The sequence below is a fragment of the Paraburkholderia diazotrophica genome, assembly GCF_038900755.1.
Lineage (GTDB): Bacteria > Pseudomonadota > Gammaproteobacteria > Burkholderiales > Burkholderiaceae > Paraburkholderia > Paraburkholderia diazotrophica_A.
In genome coordinates, this window is the sequence record NZ_JBBPEN010000015.1 from 39,357 (window position 1) to 55,525 (window position 16,169).

Genomic DNA, 16,169 nt, shown 5'->3' on the forward strand with positions numbered 1-16,169 from the left:
TAGCGGCGGGTTTTTTTATGGGCGATCGAAAAACGGTGCGGGCCCTCTGCGACGGCCTTCCAGGCCTTACTCCGCCGAGGCGGACTCGCCGGCATCGCCCGCCGCATCGGGTGCGACCCAGCTTTCGATCAGCTCGTGCGCTTCGTCGAGGCCCGTCCGTTTGAGCGCCGAAAAAAGCTGGGCAGTCAATTCGCCCTGATAGCCGGCCGCGCGATATTCATCCAACCCTTTCTTCGTCGCACGCAGCGCATTGATGCCCTCCTGGCGAGTCAATTTGTCGCATTTGGTGAGCAATGTGTGAATCGGTTTGCCGGTCGGCGCGAACCACTCGATCATCCGCCGGTCCAGTTCCGTGAGCGGGCGGCGCGAATCCATCATCAGGATCATGCCGCGCAGTTGCGAGCGCGTCTGCAGATAGGTCGACAGCAACTGCTCCCAGTGGGCTTTCGCTGCGCCCGGCACTTCGGCGTAGCCGTAACCCGGCAAATCGACGAGATTCGCGACGGGCTCGGCCGCCGGCCCCACCGAAAAAAAGTTGATGTGCTGTGTTCGCCCCGGCGTCTTACTGGCGAACGCAAGCCGCTTCTGGTTGCAGAGGATGTTGATGGCCGTCGACTTCCCGGCATTCGAGCGCCCCGCGAACGCGATCTCCGGCTGCGGCGAAGGCGGCAGATCGCGCAAGTGATTGACGGTCGTAAAGAAGCGGGCTTGGTGGAGCAGGAAAGACATGGAGAAGACCGGAAGGACGGGTAAATGGACGTCAGGGACGTCAAGCGGACGTCCAGCGAACGTCGACGGACGTGATGAAATGCCGTACAAGGGCGATACGGGCCGCTGCGAAGGCCGGAGAGGCCCGACTGGCGCCAGCGCGAATAGCGAGTTATTGTACAATACGATGGTTTACTGAAAACCTGTGAGGCCGTCGCGCGGGCCTCTGCGGCTGATCGGCCGCTGTCGTATTTTGCAAAACCTCTAATTCCCACAAGACGAAACAGGGTGTGCGAATGAATCGACTGGGCAAGTTTCTGGTGGTACTTCACACAGCAGCAGGTCTTTCAGGTTTCGCAGTACAGGCAAGAGCAGCAGATCAGGCAAAGCCGGATTTGAATCGGGGGCAGGCAATCGCGGCGCAGGTATGCGCTTCGTGTCACGGGGCCGATGGCAACAGCGCCGGCGGTGCGTATCCGAAGCTCGCGGGCCAGCATCCCGAGTATCTCGTCAAGCAATTGAAGGATTTCAAAACGCAACCCGGTGCCAAGCATCCCGTCCGCAACAATGCGATCATGGCGGGTATGGTGGCAGCGTTGTCCGATCAGGACATGGTGAACGTGGCGGCATACTTCTCGTCGCAGGCACCGAAGCCGGGCTACGCGCACAACAAGGACACGGTGCCCCTGGGGCAAAAGATCTACCGCGCTGGCGTCGCCGACAAGGGTGTGCCGGCGTGCGCAAGCTGCCACGGGCCGACGGGCCAGGGAATTCCGTCGCAGTATCCCCGGCTGTCGGGACAATGGGCGGAATACACCGTGACTCAGTTGACCGCGTTCACCCAAGGCCCGGGCGCGCGCAACAACAACGATGCGATGCACGCCATTGCGTCACGTTTGTCGGACAGCGAGATCAAGGCTGTTGCCGACTACGTCGCGGGCTTGCATTAAGAGTCCGTACGAAAGCGAAGCTGGCCGTAAAGAGGCCGGCAAGAAAACAAGAAAAGGGTGAGGGAGTCGCATGAAGCGATATCCCTGCACCCTTTTTTGCTGTTGAGTCGGAGTTTGAATGAGCGTCACTACGTCGGGTTGGGAGTTGAAATCGCGGCCGCGCTTCGTGCGCATGTCCGTCGAATTGCTGAGTTCGATGCGCTTTGCGATTGCGCTGCTCGTGATCCTGTCGATCGCGAGCATCATCGGCACCGTGCTCACGCAGGACGACCCGTATCCGAACTACGTCAACCAGTTCGGCCCGTTCTGGGCCGACATCTTCCGTTCGCTGAGCCTCTACAACGTGTACAGCGCGTGGTGGTTCATGCTGATCCTCGGCTTTCTCGTCGTGTCGATCTCGCTGTGCGTGATCCGCAATGCGCCGAAGATGATCGCCGACACGAAGAGCTGGAAAGACAAGGTGCGTGAAGGCAGCCTGCGCGCGTTCCATCACAAGGGCGAGTACGCGGTGCCGAACGCGACGCGCCAGCAGGCCGCGGCAACGCTCGGCAAGCTGTCCGCGAGGCTCGGCTACAAGTACGTGACGCGCGAATCGGAAGGCGCGACGCTGATCGCCGCGAAGCGCGGTGCGCTGACCAAGCTCGGCTACATCTCCGCGCACCTTGCGATCGTCATCATCTGTATCGGCGGCCTGCTCGACAGCAATCTGCCCATCAAGTTGCAGATGTGGCTCTTCGACAAGACGCCGATCCGCAGCAACACGGTCATCAATGAGATTCCGCCAGAACATCGCCTCTCGCAAGGCAACCCGACGTTTCGCGGCTACGCGTGGGTGCCCGAGGGCCAGCATGTGTCCACGGCGATCCTGAACCAGCAAGACGGCTCGCTGATCCAGGACCTGCCGTTCTCGATCGAGCTGAAGAAGTTCATCGTCGACTACTACTCGACGGGCATGCCGAAGCTCTTCGCCAGCGACATCGTCGTGATCGACCACAAGACGGGCGCGCGCATCCCCGCGCGTGTCGAGGTGAACAAGCCGTTCGAGTACGACGGCGTGTCCATCTACCAGTCGAGTTTCCAGGACGGCGGCTCGCAGATGCAGATGACCGCATACCCGATGACGGGCAGCAGCAGCAAGAGCGAGCCTTTCAACGGCGAAATCGGCGGCTCGAAAGTGCTTGGCGCGTCGATGCCGGGCGCAGACGGCCAGACCGTCGAGTTCGCCGACTTCCGTGCGATCAACGTCGAGAACATCTCGAACGGCAATGGGCAGAACGATGCGCGTGGCGTGGCCGCGCACCAGTCGCTGAAGGAAGCCTTCGACGAGCGTCTCGGCTCGGGCGCGAAGACGTCGAAGCCGGTCGATCTGCATAACGTCGGCCCGTCGGTGCAGTACAAGGTGCGCGACAAGGACGGCCAGGCGCGCGAGTACAACAACTACATGCTGCCCGTCGATGTCGGCGGCGAGCGCGTGTTTCTCGCAGGCATGCGCATGAACCCGGACGATCCGTTCCGCTATCTGCGCATTCCCGCCGACGCAGCCGGCACGGTCAACGAATGGATGAAACTGCGCGCCGCGCTCGAAGACCCGGCCGTCCGCGCGCAGGCGGCGCACCAGTTTGCGCAGCGCTCGGTGCAGTCGAACGCGGATCTCCAGCAGCACCTGGAAGAAAGCGCGTCGCGCGTGCTGACGCTTTTCGCTGGCGCCGATCCGGCAATCGGCAAGGCGCCCGATGGACAGACGATTGGCGGCTTCCAGGCGATTGCCGCCTTCATCGATCGTTCCGTCCCCAAGGGCGAGCAGGAGAAGGCGGCAGGACTCTTGCTTCGCATGCTGGAGGGCGCGACGTGGGACGTATGGCAGATTGCGCGGCAGCAGGCAGGAGAAGGCCCGGCGACGGCGGACGCGACCACGAGCCGATTCATCCAGACCTCGATCAATGCGCTATCTGACAGCTTTCTGTACGGTTCGCCCGTGTTTTTGCAGCTTGATTCCTTCAAGCAGGTGCAAGCTTCGGTATTTCAGTTGACGCGCGCACCGGGCAAAAAAGTCGTGTATCTTGGCAGCCTGCTACTCGTGTTAGGCATCTTTTCGATGTTCTACGTCCGTGAACGGCGCCTGTGGTTCTGGCTCAAGGAGGCGGATCGCGGCGTGAGCGTCGTAATGGCGATGTCGACGGCACGCAGGACATTCGACTTCGAGAAGGAATTTGTCCGAACCCGCGACGCAGTCGGCGCGGCGCTCGGAACGAAGCCGCTCGATGCCAATGCCGACGCCGATGCTGCCCGCGAGGCAAAGGGCGCCGCCCGTACAGCGGATGCAGCGTCCACAGATTCACCCGATTCGACCCGGTAAGAACATGGACTTGACCCAAGTTTCTTCTTCCTCTCGCGCCACGCCGCACGCCGATACGGCGGCTCATTCGGTCGCGCATCTGCATGGACATTTGCCAGGTGAGCCGGCGCTGCTCGACGACCGACCGTTCCTGAAGCGCCTCGGCGCGTTCGACTGGCTGTTCGCGCTGGCGATGGTCGCGGGGGCCGGGTTCGCGCTGTCGCGCTATCACGAGTACATGAATTACTACGACAAGCTGGTGCTGGTTTGCTCGGTGCCGGCTTTCGTCGTGCTTGGCTGGCGCTGGAAGCCGGCGCGCCTGCTGATGGCGTGCATCGCCGTGCTCTCGCTGTTCGGGATCCAGTTGTACGGCGGCGATCTGACCCGCGCCGATCACGCGTTCTTCCTCAAGTATTTCCTGTCGAGCCAGTCGGCCATCCTGTGGATGAGCGCGCTATTCGTGCTCGCCACGCTGTTCTACTGGATCGGCGTGCTGTCGCGCTCGCCGTCGGGCGCCGCAATCGGCTCGAAGATGACGTGGGTCGCCGTGCTGATGGGTTTCGTCGGCTTGATGGTGCGCTGGTATGAGTCGTATCTGATCGGCTCGGACGTCGGCCATATTCCCATCTCAAACCTTTACGAAGTGTTCGTGTTGTTCAGTTTGATTACAGCGTTGTTCTACCTGTACTACGAGCAACACTACAACACGCGCGCGCTCGGCGCGTTCGTGCTGCTGGTCATCAGCGCGGCCGTCGGTTTCCTGATGTGGTACTCGATCACGCGAGACGCGCAGCAAATCCAGCCGCTCGTTCCCGCACTGCAAAGCTGGTGGATGAAGATCCATGTGCCGGCGAACTTCATCGGCTACGGCAGCTTCGCGCTGTCGGCGATGGTCGGCGTCGCGTATCTGATGAAAGAGCGCGGCGTGCTGGCTGACCGTCTGCCGACGCTCGACGTGCTCGACGACGTCATGTACAAGTCGATCGCCGTCGGCTTCGCGTTCTTCACCATCGCGACGATTCTCGGCGCGCTGTGGGCCGCCGAAGCATGGGGCGGCTACTGGAGCTGGGACCCGAAGGAAACGTGGGCGCTGATTGTATGGCTGAATTACGCGGCATGGCTGCACATGCGTCTGATGAAAGGCCTGCGTGGCGCTGCCGCCGCGTGGTGGGCGCTGACGGGGCTGCTGGTGACGACCTTTGCATTCCTCGGCGTAAACATGTTCCTGTCGGGGCTGCATAGCTACGGCAAGCTGTAATATCCGCCGAATCTGACGCCGGGACACAGAAAACCGCCGCGTGCGCTGCACCGGCGGTTTTTTTATGCGGATATGGAAGGATTGCGCGCCGCTTGTGTTAACAAGAACGGTGGCCGCAATGGGCGGGTCGAATGAAAAGCGGGTCGAACGGTATATCGTCCGGGTCAGTATGCCCGGCAAGGAGTTTCAGCATGTGGATCAAGCGAAGCGAACGGAGCCGCCTCTACGGCGACGACATCGCGCGCAGCGAAATCACGCCGCAGCGCGTGTTCGAGAATCGCCGACGGATCTTGCAGGCAGCGGGCGCGGCGGCGCTTGGCGGCCTGATCGGCGTGCATGGCGAGGCGTTTGCCGAGTATTCGTCGTCCGACGCGAAAGCGCAGAAGCTCGGCGCGAAGACGAACTCGAAGTTCGTCGTCACCGACAAGGTCACGCCGTTCAAGGACATCACCACGTACAACAACTACTACGAGTTCGGCACCGACAAGAGCGATCCGTCGCACAACGCGGGTACGCTGCGGCCGCGTCCGTGGAAGGTGAGCGTCGAAGGCGAGGTGAAGAACGCGAAGGTCTACGACATCGACGAACTGCTGAAGCTCGCGCCGCTCGAGGAGCGCGTGTACCGGCTGCGCTGCGTCGAAGGCTGGTCGATGGTGATTCCGTGGATAGGCATTCCGTTGTCGGAAGTGGTCCGGCGCGCGCAGCCTACTGCGAACGCGAAGTACGTGCAGTTCGTCACGCTCGCCGATCCGTCGCAGATGCCGGGCCTGTCCGAGCCGATTCTCGACTGGCCTTACTCCGAAGGCCTGCGGATGGATGAAGCGATGAATCCGCTGACGTTGCTGACGATGGGCGTCTACGGCCAGGTGCTGCCGAATCAGAACGGCGCGCCTGTGCGCGTCGTCGTGCCGTGGAAGTACGGCTTCAAGAGCGCGAAGTCGCTGGTGAAGATCCGTTTCGTCGACAAGCAGCCGCCGACGAGCTGGAATACTTACGCTCCGAACGAATACGGCTTCTATTCGAACGTGAACCCGAATGTCGACCATCCGCGCTGGAGCCAGGCGACCGAGCGGCGCATCGGTGAGGACGGATTCTTCACGCCGAAGCGCAAGACGCTGATCTTCAACGGCTATGGTGATCTCGTCGCGTCGATGTATCAGGGCATGGACCTGAAGAAAAATTTCTGACGGCGACACGCATGGGAACTGAGACGACATCGACCGTGACCGCAAGCACCGGCGCGAGGACTGCGAGCGCTTCGAAACACGCGGCGCCTTCGCGCAAGACAGCGACGACTGTCGGCGCTGGCCGCTGGGTCGTGCCGACGAAGATCGTCGTGTTCGTCGCGGCGCTGTATCCGTTTGCGCGCCTCGTGCTGTTCGGTTTCACCGACCGGCTCGGCGCGAATCCCATCGAGTTCATCACGCGCTCGACGGGACTGTGGACGCTGGTGTTCATCTGCATCACGCTCGCCGTGACGCCGATGCGCAAGCTCAGCGGCTGGAACGCGTTGCTGCGTTTTCGCCGGATGCTGGGGCTCTACGCGTTCTTCTACGCCGCGCTGCACTTCACGACGTATTTCTGGTTCGACAAGTGGTTCGATCTCGCCGAGATCGTGAAGGATATCGGCAAGCGGCCGTTCATCACGGTCGGCTTCGCGGCGTTCGTGCTGCTGATTCCGCTCGCTGTCACGTCGCCGAAAGCGATGGTGCGCAAGCTCGGCCGACGCTGGCAGACGCTGCATCGCGCGATCTATCTGATTGCGGGCCTCGCGATCCTGCATTTCTGGTGGATGAAAGCGGGCAAGCACGATCTGATCTTGCCCAAGACTTACGGGGCCATCGTGATTGCGTTGCTCGGCTGGCGCCTGCTTGCATGGGCACGCGACAGAATCAGGCAACGGGCGAGAAGCTAGCCGGTCGTGCGAAGCTGGAGAGGGCAACAAAAAAGGCGATGCGTTTTGTGCGCATCGCCTTTTTTGCTTGAGCGTCGGAAGCGTTCAGCTTCGATCCGGCAGAATCGATTCGCCCACGAACAGTTCCTTCACTTCTTCGCGCCGGCGCACGACGTAGGCCTTGTCGCCATCGACCATCACTTCAGCGGCGCGTGCGCGCGTGTTGTAGTTCGAGCTCATCGTGAAGCCATAGGCGCCTGCCGAACGGATCGCGAGCAGATCGCCCGGTTCGACGGCCAGTTCCCGCTCGCGCCCGAGCCAGTCGCCGCTTTCGCACACAGGACCGACGACGTCGTACAGATGCTTGTCGCCGTCGCGCTGCACGACGGGTTCGATCGCGTGATAAGCCTCGTACATCGCGGGACGCGCGAGGTCGTTCATTGCCGCATCGACGATCGCGAAGTTCTTTTCGACGCCCGGCTTCAGGAACTCGACCCGCGTGAGCAGCACGCCCGCATTGCCGACGAGCGAGCGGCCCGGCTCGAAATACACTTCGCGATGACCGTGCCCGCGCGCGTCAATCCGGTTGAGCAGCGTGCGCACGAAGTCGCCGATATCAGGCGGCGTTTCGTCGTCGTACGTGATGCCGAGTCCGCCACCCACGTCGATGTGCCGGATCTCCACACCGTCCGCTTCGATCTGGTCGACGAGTTCGAGCAGCTTGTCGACGGCGTCCAGATACGGCGCGACTTCGGTGATCTGCGAACCGATATGGCAATCGATGCCGACCACTTCCAGGTTTTTCATCGCGGCGGCCGCGCGATATGTGGCGCGGGCGTCGTCGAACGCGACGCCGAACTTGTTCGACTTGAGGCCCGTCGAGATATACGGATGCGTCTTCGCGTCGACATCGGGATTCACGCGCAGCGACACGGGCGCCTTCTTGCCCATTTCGCCCGCGACCGCGTTCAGGCGGTCCAGTTCGGGAATCGACTCGACGTTGAAGCACTTCACGCCTGCCGCGAGCGCTTCGCGCATTTCGTCGACGCTCTTGCCGACGCCGGAAAACACGGTGTTTTCCGCCTTGCCGCCCGCTGCGAGCACGCGCGCCAGTTCGCCGCCCGACACGATGTCGAAGCCCGCGCCCATGCGCGCGAAAACATTGAGCACGGCGAGATTGCTGTTCGCCTTCACGGCGACGTGCACGGTGGCGCGCCGGCCGACGCACGCGTCAGCGTAGGCGTGCCATGCAGCGCTGAGCGCCGCGCGCGAGTAGACATAGAGCGGCGTGCCGAATTGCTCGGCAAGCGATACGGCGGACACGCCTTCGGCGTGCAGCACGCCGTCGACATAGGCGAAGGCAGATTGAGTCATGCGACGGTCTTATTGAGCTTCGGATGCACCCGACGCCGGCTGGGTGGGCGCATTCGTATTCGGCGCAGTGCGCAGTTCGGTATCGGGCGACAAGGACAGCGGCGTGCCCGACGTATCCGGTATGGAGTCTCGAGCGGATTCGGCGCCGGCTTTCGTGACATCGGGCGAGGACTGGGTCTGTTCGCTCGGTTTCGCCGGAAGAGGCGGAACGGTCGGCAGGTAGAGCGAACCGCGTTGTCCGCAGCCGTTGAGCGCGACACCTGCGACAATAGCCAGAGTCGCTACAATCGCGCGGGACCATCCGCGGGGCGCCAGTACATCAGTTGCCGTTGCGCTCATCCGGAATACGACTCGCATGACTGTCCCTGAACAATTAATCGCTGGAGTTTAGCATGTCCGACAGTGAATACCTGACCCGTGCCGAGGCCGTGCTGACGGCCATCGAGCGTGCGCTCGACGATACCGACGCCGACATCGAATTCGAGCGCAGCGGCAACGTATTGACGCTCGAATTCGAGAACGGCACGAAGATCATCGTGAACCTTCAGCCGCCGATGCAGGAGATCTGGATCGCCGCGAAATCGGGCGGATATCACTTCCGTTACGTCGACGGCGAGTGGCGCGACACGCGCAACGGCACCGAGTTTTACGCCTCGCTGTCCGAATATGCGACGCAGCAGGCGGGCGAGCCGGTCGAGATCGCGCCGTAACGCATTCATTTTCATCTCGACGCTCGCGATACGATCGATGTGCGTCTTCAGGAAGAAAAAAGCCGCCGCGTTCAGCACGCGGCGGCTTTGTTTTTTCACGCGATTTTCATGCGATCAGGCGTGAGCGGACCTAGTGACCTCTGAACAGGTTCATGATGTTCTCTTTTTCCTGCGCGCCGACCTGAGCGGGCGCAGCGCTTGCCACACCGCTCGCTTCGGGCGGCGGCAGCGTCACGCCTACGGTCGATACGAAGCCGTTGCCCGGCGTGAAGTCGTCGAAATAGAGTTCGTCGCCGAGCGTCACCACGTCTTCCGGCATCGGCATCTTGTACTCAGGCACGCCCTTCAGCGCGCGGCCCATGTAGTCGATCCATACGGGAAGCGCGAGCCCGCCGCCCGTTTCCTTGTCGCCCAGGCTGCGCGGGTTGTCGTAGCCCATCCACGCGATCGCGCACAAGGTGTGCTGATAGCCGGCGAACCAGGCGTCGCGCGAATCGTTGGTGGTGCCCGTCTTGCCGGCGAGGTCGGTGCGCTTCAGCATGTTCGACTTCGCGCCTGTGCCGCGCTGCGCGACGCTCGTCAACAGGCTGTTCATCACGTACGCGTTGCGCGGCTCGATCGCGTGCGGCGCGTTACTGCCTGCGACGAGCGGCTCCGCATGCGCGACGACGGCGCCGCGCTGATCGGTGACTTCCGCGATCAGATACGGATTCACCCGATACCCTCCGTTCGCGAACACCGAGTAGCCGGCCGCCATCTGCAGCGGCGTGACGAGACCCGCGCCGAGCGCCATCGGCAGATAGGCGGGATGGCGGTCCGCGTCGAAGCCAAAGCGTGTGATGTACTGCTGCGCGTACTTCGTGCCGATGTGATTGAGGATGCGGATCGACACGAGGTTCTTCGATTTCTGCAGCGCAGTGCGCATCGACATCGGGCCGTCGAAGCCGCCGCCGTAGTTCTTCGGTTCCCATGCCTGGCCACCCGTCTCGGCGGCGCTGAAGAAGAGCGGCGCATCGTTGATGACGGTCGCGGGCCCGAGACCCTTTTCGAGCGAAGCCGAGTAGATGAACGGCTTGAAGCTCGAACCCGGCTGACGCCACGCTTGCGTCACGTGATTGAACTTGTTCTTGTTGAAGTCGAAGCCGCCGACGAGCGCGCGAATCGCGCCGTCCTGCGGCACGACGGAAATGAACGCGCCTTCGATCTGCGGCAATTGCGTGATCGACCAGTTGCCGTCGTCGTTCTTCGCGATACGGATGATGGCGCCCGGCCTCACGCGCTGGTTCGGCTGCGCGCGCGCACTGAGCGCGAATGACGCGTAGCGCAGCCCGTCGCCTTGAATCGTCACGACATTGCCGTCGATCAGCGTTGCCTGCACCTGCTTCGGATTCGCCGACGTCACCACGGCCGCGATGATCTCGCCGTTGTCGGGATGTTCGAGCAGGGCGTCGTCGATAGCCTGTTCGCGCTCTCCCGTGTCCGTGGGCAGATCGATGAACGCCTCGGGCCCGCGATAGCCGTGACGGCGCTCGTAGTCCATCAGCCCTTTGCGCAGCGCGTGATAAGCGGCGTCCTGATCGGCGGAATCGATCGTCGTCACGACATTCAGGCCACGCGTGTACGCCTCTTCGCGGTACTGCGCGTACATCATCTGCCGCACCATTTCCGCGACGTATTCCGCGTGCACGCTGAACTCCTTGCCCGCGCCCTTCACGATGAGCGGCTGCTGGCTCGCAATTTCGTACTGGTTCTCCGTGATGTAGCCCAGTTCGAGCATCCGCTGAAGGATGTATTCCTGACGCACTTTCGCGCGCTTCGGGTTCACGACGGGGTTGTACGCGGAGGGCGCTTTCGGCAAGCCGGCCAGCATCGCGCATTCGGCCAGCGACAGGTCTTTCAGGTCCTTGCCGAAGTACACGCGCGCGGCGCTCGCGAAACCGTACGCGCGCTGGCCAAGATAGATCTGATTCATGTACACCTCGAGAATCTGATCCTTGCTCAGCTTCGATTCGATCTTGTAAGCGAGCAGCATCTCGTAGACCTTGCGCGTGTAGGTCTTCTCGCTGGAGAGGAAGAAATTGCGCGCGACCTGCATCGTGATCGTGCTCGCGCCCTGCGTCGCGTGACCGTTCGTGAGCGCGACAATGCCCGCGCGCGCGATGCCCGTCAGGTCGACGCCGCCATGATCGTAGAAGCGGGCGTCCTCGATCGCGAGCACGGCTTTCTTGAGATTGTCCGGCACGTCGCGGAAGTGCACGATGTCGCGCCGCTCCTCGCCGAATTCGCCGATCAGCACGTGATCGGCGGTGTAGATGCGCAGCGGCACTTTCGGGCGATAGTCGGTGAGCGCGTCGAGCGACGGCAGATTGGGCGTCGCGACGACCAGCGCATAGCCCAGCACGAGCATGACACAGACGATGCCGGCGAAGATCAGCCCCACAAACCCGAGGATGATCGTGAGCCAGAGAGGACGTTTGCGCTTCGGCGGGGCCGGAGGCGGAGACGTAGGAGTCGTGGATTGCATATGAACACCAAAAAACGGTCCCGCGATTATAGCCGCCCGACTTGGCAGCTTTCGGCGTGCTTACGGCCGCCGCAACCGCACGACTATGAGAACACTGTAGTTCGTTTGATTGTCGCCGGATATCGCTCGCCGGACCATTAGCCATTCGGCCGAATTTCGCTGGCGCGCCGCGCTGCGCAGAATCCTTCCCGTTGCTCGTGTCGTTCGAATGACGCGGGCCTTCAGAGTCGGTTTGTGTCCGAGGGGGAAGGTTATGACGTTGAAAGACTCGTTACGGATGGCGATGCGACGGCACGCAGTCGGCATCGATGTGGGTGCGCATGTCGTCAGGATCGTGGTGCTGAGTTGCAGCGGGCGAAAGGGCGGCCCTGTGCGCATCGAGTGCGTGGCGTCGGAGCCGCTTGCGCCAGGCGCGATGGCGGGCATGGAGATCGTCGACCGGCAGGCGGTGGCGCGCACGCTCGCCGATGTGCTCGGGCATGTGCCGCAGCATTGCGCGTCGCAGGGATTGCGCTGCGCGATGGCGATTCCCGGCTCCGCGACGTTCACCGCGCATCTGCCCGCGAGCCACATGAACGGCCAGCATAGGCGGGCGGCCGTCGAGCCCGTCGTGATGATGGAAGCAGAGCGGATCGCGGGTATCGAGCGTCACGCATTGGCCGTCGACTGGTATGTCGAGGACACGCCGCCGCGCCTTGGCGAAATCGCGGTTGCGGCGACGGCGCGCGAGCACCTGGAAGCACGCATCGAATGCGCGGCGATGGCGGACATCTCGCTGACCACCGTCGACGTTGAGCCACACGCAGCGCTGCGCGCGCTGCGTCATGCCGCGACATTCGAGCTCGAACTGAACGAGCCGTACGCGGCGATCTGGATCGGCGGCGACGGCGTCTACGGCTGGCGCATCGACGGTGAAACCGTCGCCGACGAGATCCGCTATCCGTCGCCCGAATATTCGTGTGTCGCCGACGCGTTGCGCGATCTCGCCGAGGACAACCTGAATGTATGCGCGCTGGTCGGAGGCGAAATCGACCTGCTGGAAGGCGTGTGCTTTTCGCTCGCGGACATCGGCGACGTGCTGGGCTGCTCCGTGTTGCCGTTCGATTGCTCGTCGTTCAGCGAAGGTAACGCGGTCCCGTTTTCGGACCTGCTGCACGAGCCGTCTTTGGCAGTCGCGTTCGGGCTTGCGTTGCGTGGCATCGCGCAATGAACGCGACGCGGATCAAAGCCGGCGGCTTCAATCTGTTGCCGCACCGTCAGCGCGATGCACGGCTTGCACGCCGGCGGCGCTATATCGAATGGACGGCTGCGGCGCTTTGCGGTTGCGTTGGCGTGGCGGCGCTGGTGGCCTGGCAGGCATTCGAGCGAACGAGCATCGACGGACAGCGTGCAGAACTCGACCGGAAGCTGGCGACACTTGCATCGCCGCTTGCCGAGCACGCGCGCCTGACAGGCGAAGGCAGCAATGAGCGCTTGCAGAACGCGCGTGCCGCGACGCTTTCCGAGCCGCTTGTCCATTTGCTCGACTTGCTCGATGCGCTGAGTCAGGAGCCGTCCGAAGCCGTCGTCGTCAAGCAGTTGCGGCAGCGTGGGCGCGACACGGAAATGTTCGCTGCGTCGACGGATCACGCGGCGGCGTCGGCGTGGCTGAATCGGCTTGCCGCGTTGAGAGGCGTGAAGGACGCCAGTCTCAGCGATCTGCATCGAACTGCAAGCGCGATGGAATCGTCCGCTGCGATCGAGCTCACGGCGAATCTGAAGTGGGATGGGCCGGCTGAAAAGCCTAAAGCGTCCGCGGCGGCCCATCAGAAAACGAGAGGTGAAAAATGAATACAACCACAATCGGCCGTATCGGCGCGCCGCTTAAGCGCGTGCCGTTCGGGGACGCAATCGCCGAGCGCCTGCGCGTGCCGCTCGAAGCATGGAGCGCGCGGCGACGCTGCCTTGTCGCCACATCGATCGCCGTTGCCGTGTTCGCGCTCGGCGCGAACACGTGGATCGCCGCGGACATGAGTGGCGTGCAGACGAGCAGCGATGCCTTGTCGGCCGCGCAGCGAAAATTGAGCGAAGCGCAAGCCGCTGTTGCGCAACTGCCGGCGTTGCGCCGCGCGGCGCCTGTCGTGCACGTGCCGGCGGGATGGACCTCCGCGGACGACGTGCGCGTTATCTCTCAGCTTGCTGCGCGTAGCGACGTGACGCTGCTGAAAATTGAGCCGGGTGCGGTGGCGGGAAGCGGGCTCGACGCGATGCGTCCGCTGCACGTGACAGCACAGGCCGCCTTCGATCACGCCATCGATTTTCTCGAAGGCCTGTCGAGCCTGCCCGTGCTCGTCGTGCCCGACGAACTGATGCTCAAGCGCCAGGGTGAGGCATTGTCGATGAGCGCGACGTTGCATTCGTTCAACGCAATTCATCCCGCGTCGAGCGCCGCGCGTCCAACTGTGCGCAACGATCCCGACGCATTCGATCCCGACGAAGAGATCGTGTTCTACGATCCGTTTCAGCCACCGGCATTCGCGCCTGCATCGGAGGATGCGCCGGCATCGATGCGGCTCGTCGGACTGCTGTCCGACCGCATGCGCGGGCTCGCGTTGATCGAAACGGGCGATGGCGCAGAGACACTCGAAAGCGGGCAGCAGTGGGGCGACGAGGGTGTCGCGCATGTCGACGCCAACGCACTCACACTTGCAAGGCGCGATGGCAGCGTGCATTCGTTCACGCTTGCGGAGACCGTCGAATGACGCGCCTGCACAACATACGATGGCTTCTCGCGTGCGCGTCCTGCATCGCGATGGCGGCGCGCGCGGCGTTGCCGCCGCTTCCCTCGAACATGCCGTTCGACGACACGATCGCGCCGGCTGGCATGCCGCCGTTGCCGCGCGTGATTACGACGGACGTCGCGAACCCGTTCGTGCTCGACGCAGCGGATGACGGCGGCATATCGACAGCCGATGCGAAGACGCCGCCGCTGGAGTCCGAGCAAGCGCTTTCTGCCGACCATGACGCCGCCGAGCCTCGACGCAAGACAGAAAGCGAGGCACAGAAGGAATCACAGCACGAAGCGCTTGAAGGTCCGCCCGTCCCGCTTGCACCTGCCGCTCGTCTGAGCACGAGCGCATCCGCCGCGCTACCCGCCGACAGACCCATCACGCTGCACTTTCAGCACGCCGAATTGGGCGCCGTGCTCGGTGCATTCGCGCGATTCACGGGTCTCAGCATCGTCGCGAGCGAAAAGGCGCGCGGCACGGTCACGCTGCATCTGGACAACGTGCCGTGGCGCACCGCATTCGATACGCTGCTCGACGTGAACGGCCTCGCGATGGAACAACGCGGCAAGGTGATCTGGGTCGCGCCGCTGTCTGAACTCGCCGCGCGCGAGCGTCAGCGTTTCGAGGCGCATGCGCGCGCAGCCGAACTCGAACCGCTCGCGAGCCGCACGTTCGAACTGCACTATGCGCACGCCGACGAACTGCGCAAGCTGCTGACGGCATCGGGCAATCAGCGCGTACTGTCGAAGCGTGGCGCCGCAATGGCAGACGCGCGCACCAATCTGCTATTCGTCACCGATCTCGAAGCGCGCGTCGCGCAGATCGCGGAACTGGTCGCGTCGCTCGACCGGCCGACGCGTCAGGTGCTGATCGAGGCGCGGATCGTCGAAGCGGAGAGGGGCTTCTCGCGCAATCTCGGCGTGAAGCTGTCGATGGCAGCGGCGAGCGAGGACGGCAAGGCGACGGGCCTCGTCGGTGGAAAGGAAGGCGCGGTCTTCGATCTGTCGGCGCGGCCGATTTCAGGCTTCGACGCCGCCACGGCCGGCCTGACGCTGTTTGCCGCGCAGGCGACGCGGCTTCTGAACATCGAGCTGAGCGCGCTCGAAGCGCAAGGGCGCGGCCAGATCGTGTCGAGCCCGCGCGTGGTAACGGCGGACAGGATGAAGGCGATCGTCGAGCAGGGCACGGAGTTGCCGTATCAGGCGAAAGTCGGGCAAGGCGTGTCGGGCGTGCAGTTTCGCCGCGCGAGCCTCAAACTGGAAGTCGAGCCGCAAATCACGCCTGATGGCCGGGTCGTGCTGGATCTCGATGTCGCGAAGGACAGCGTCGGCGAGCAGACGGCGTCCGGGCCGGCAATCAACACCAAGCACGTGCAGACTCGCGTCGAGGTGGAGGACGGCGGGACGGTGTCGATCGGCGGAATCTACGAGGCCGACGACCGCGATGATGTGACGCGCGTGCCGCTCCTGGGCAAAATACCGCTTCTGGGCGCATTTTTCCGTCACCGCGCTCATCGCGATCTGACCAGCGAACTCGTCGTTTTCATCACGCCGAGGGTTGTGCAGACGAATTGATGGATCGCCGGGCAAGGCGCCACGGGCGGTGGCCGAACGCAGGACGCGGAGCAAGCGCGCGGGCCATCAGGCTC

At 63.2% G+C, this 16,169-nt stretch carries 14 protein-coding genes; 10 read left to right on the forward strand and 4 right to left on the reverse strand.

The genetic code is table 11. The features are described from left to right. Nucleotides 1-66: 66 nt before the first annotated feature. Nucleotides 67-729: a ribosome biogenesis GTP-binding protein YihA/YsxC gene (yihA, locus tag AABE10_RS31420; protein ID WP_342937011.1), complete on the reverse strand. Its 663-nt coding sequence runs from the start codon at nt 727-729 to the stop codon at nt 67-69. 275 nt (nt 730-1,004) lie between these two features. Between yihA and AABE10_RS31425 the strand changes: the two genes are divergently transcribed. The 5 genes from AABE10_RS31425 to msrQ all read left to right on the forward strand — a co-directional run bounded on the left by AABE10_RS31425 (nt 1,005) and on the right by msrQ (nt 7,166). Beyond that, a complete protein-coding gene (locus AABE10_RS31425) occupies nt 1,005-1,658 on the forward strand; it encodes a c-type cytochrome (protein WP_342937012.1) in 654 nt (217 codons plus the stop codon). Nucleotides 1,659-1,776: 118 nt separating this feature from the next. Continuing rightward, nucleotides 1,777-4,014, forward strand: coding sequence for a cytochrome c biogenesis protein ResB (locus tag AABE10_RS31430; protein ID WP_342937013.1), 2,238 nt, complete (start codon nt 1,777-1,779; stop codon nt 4,012-4,014). Between the two features lie 4 nt (nt 4,015-4,018). Next, complete coding sequence (gene ccsB, locus AABE10_RS31435; protein ID WP_342937014.1) at nt 4,019-5,251, forward strand: c-type cytochrome biogenesis protein CcsB; 1,233 nt, start codon at nt 4,019-4,021, stop codon at nt 5,249-5,251. 191 nt (nt 5,252-5,442) lie between these two features. Next, nucleotides 5,443-6,438 carry a protein-methionine-sulfoxide reductase catalytic subunit MsrP gene (msrP, locus tag AABE10_RS31440; protein ID WP_342937015.1) on the forward strand — a complete coding sequence of 332 codons (996 nt, stop codon included), beginning with the start codon at nt 5,443-5,445 and terminating at the stop codon, nt 6,436-6,438. Nucleotides 6,439-6,449: 11 nt separating this feature from the next. Next, complete coding sequence (gene msrQ / locus AABE10_RS31445) at nt 6,450-7,166, forward strand: protein-methionine-sulfoxide reductase heme-binding subunit MsrQ (RefSeq protein ID WP_342937016.1); 717 nt, start codon at nt 6,450-6,452, stop codon at nt 7,164-7,166. A gap of 84 nt (nt 7,167-7,250) precedes the next feature. Here the strand turns inward: msrQ and lysA are convergent, their stop codons facing one another. Both lysA and lptM read right to left on the reverse strand, forming a co-directional pair. Beyond that, a complete protein-coding gene (lysA, locus tag AABE10_RS31450; protein ID WP_342937017.1) occupies nt 7,251-8,519 on the reverse strand; it encodes a diaminopimelate decarboxylase in 1,269 nt (422 codons plus the stop codon). A gap of 9 nt (nt 8,520-8,528) precedes the next feature. Further along, entirely contained in the window at nt 8,529-8,876 is a 348-nt protein-coding gene (gene lptM, locus AABE10_RS31455; protein ID WP_342937018.1) for an LPS translocon maturation chaperone LptM, read from the reverse strand. A gap of 35 nt (nt 8,877-8,911) precedes the next feature. Here lptM and cyaY point away from each other — a divergent pair, with 35 nt between their 5' ends. Next, nucleotides 8,912-9,229, forward strand: a complete 318-nt coding sequence (gene cyaY, locus AABE10_RS31460) for an iron donor protein CyaY (RefSeq protein WP_342937019.1) — start codon at nt 8,912-8,914, stop codon at nt 9,227-9,229. Nucleotides 9,230-9,359: 130 nt separating this feature from the next. Here cyaY and AABE10_RS31465 read toward each other — a convergent pair whose 3' ends face one another. Continuing rightward, nucleotides 9,360-11,753: a penicillin-binding protein 1A gene (locus AABE10_RS31465; RefSeq protein ID WP_342937020.1), complete on the reverse strand. Its 2,394-nt coding sequence runs from the start codon at nt 11,751-11,753 to the stop codon at nt 9,360-9,362. Nucleotides 11,754-12,006: 253 nt separating this feature from the next. Here AABE10_RS31465 and pilM point away from each other — a divergent pair, with 253 nt between their 5' ends. Genes pilM through AABE10_RS31485 form a run of 4 tightly spaced genes read left to right on the forward strand, consistent with a single transcriptional unit; the run spans nt 12,007 to nt 16,095 of the window. After that, nucleotides 12,007-12,963, forward strand: coding sequence for a type IV pilus biogenesis protein PilM (pilM, locus tag AABE10_RS31470; RefSeq protein ID WP_342937021.1), 957 nt, complete (start codon nt 12,007-12,009; stop codon nt 12,961-12,963). Then, nucleotides 12,960-13,583 carry a fimbrial assembly protein gene (locus AABE10_RS31475; protein ID WP_342937022.1) on the forward strand — a complete coding sequence of 208 codons (624 nt, stop codon included), beginning with the start codon at nt 12,960-12,962 and terminating at the stop codon, nt 13,581-13,583. The genes pilM and AABE10_RS31475 overlap by 4 nt, the downstream gene beginning before the upstream one ends. After that, nucleotides 13,580-14,494: a hypothetical protein gene (locus tag AABE10_RS31480; RefSeq protein ID WP_342937023.1), complete on the forward strand. Its 915-nt coding sequence runs from the start codon at nt 13,580-13,582 to the stop codon at nt 14,492-14,494. Before AABE10_RS31475 ends, AABE10_RS31480 begins: the two co-directional genes overlap by 4 nt. Beyond that, the gene (locus AABE10_RS31485; RefSeq protein WP_342937024.1) at nt 14,491-16,095 is read left to right on the forward strand and encodes a type IV pilus secretin PilQ; all 1,605 of its coding nucleotides are present in this window, start codon (nt 14,491-14,493) and stop codon (nt 16,093-16,095) included. The genes AABE10_RS31480 and AABE10_RS31485 overlap by 4 nt, the downstream gene beginning before the upstream one ends. Nucleotides 16,096-16,169 lie beyond the last annotated feature (74 nt).

Bases quoted from the DNA above. Each gene is read 5' to 3' on its own strand.
- yihA (WP_342937011.1), bottom strand. From the start codon at position 729: ATGTCTTTCCTGCTCCACCAAGCCCGCTTCTTTACGACCGTCAATCAC.
- AABE10_RS31425 (WP_342937012.1), top strand. From the start codon at position 1,005: ATGAATCGACTGGGCAAGTTTCTGGTGGTACTTCACACAGCAGCAGGT.
- AABE10_RS31430 (WP_342937013.1), top strand. From the start codon at position 1,777: ATGAGCGTCACTACGTCGGGTTGGGAGTTGAAATCGCGGCCGCGCTTC.
- ccsB (WP_342937014.1), top strand. From the start codon at position 4,019: ATGGACTTGACCCAAGTTTCTTCTTCCTCTCGCGCCACGCCGCACGCC.
- msrP (WP_342937015.1), top strand. From the start codon at position 5,443: ATGTGGATCAAGCGAAGCGAACGGAGCCGCCTCTACGGCGACGACATC.
- msrQ (WP_342937016.1), top strand. From the start codon at position 6,450: ATGGGAACTGAGACGACATCGACCGTGACCGCAAGCACCGGCGCGAGG.
- lysA (WP_342937017.1), bottom strand. From the start codon at position 8,519: ATGACTCAATCTGCCTTCGCCTATGTCGACGGCGTGCTGCACGCCGAA.
- lptM (WP_342937018.1), bottom strand. From the start codon at position 8,876: ATGCGAGTCGTATTCCGGATGAGCGCAACGGCAACTGATGTACTGGCG.
- cyaY (WP_342937019.1), top strand. From the start codon at position 8,912: ATGTCCGACAGTGAATACCTGACCCGTGCCGAGGCCGTGCTGACGGCC.
- AABE10_RS31465 (WP_342937020.1), bottom strand. From the start codon at position 11,753: ATGCAATCCACGACTCCTACGTCTCCGCCTCCGGCCCCGCCGAAGCGC.
- pilM (WP_342937021.1), top strand. From the start codon at position 12,007: ATGACGTTGAAAGACTCGTTACGGATGGCGATGCGACGGCACGCAGTC.
- AABE10_RS31475 (WP_342937022.1), top strand. From the start codon at position 12,960: ATGAACGCGACGCGGATCAAAGCCGGCGGCTTCAATCTGTTGCCGCAC.
- AABE10_RS31480 (WP_342937023.1), top strand. From the start codon at position 13,580: ATGAATACAACCACAATCGGCCGTATCGGCGCGCCGCTTAAGCGCGTG.
- AABE10_RS31485 (WP_342937024.1), top strand. From the start codon at position 14,491: ATGACGCGCCTGCACAACATACGATGGCTTCTCGCGTGCGCGTCCTGC.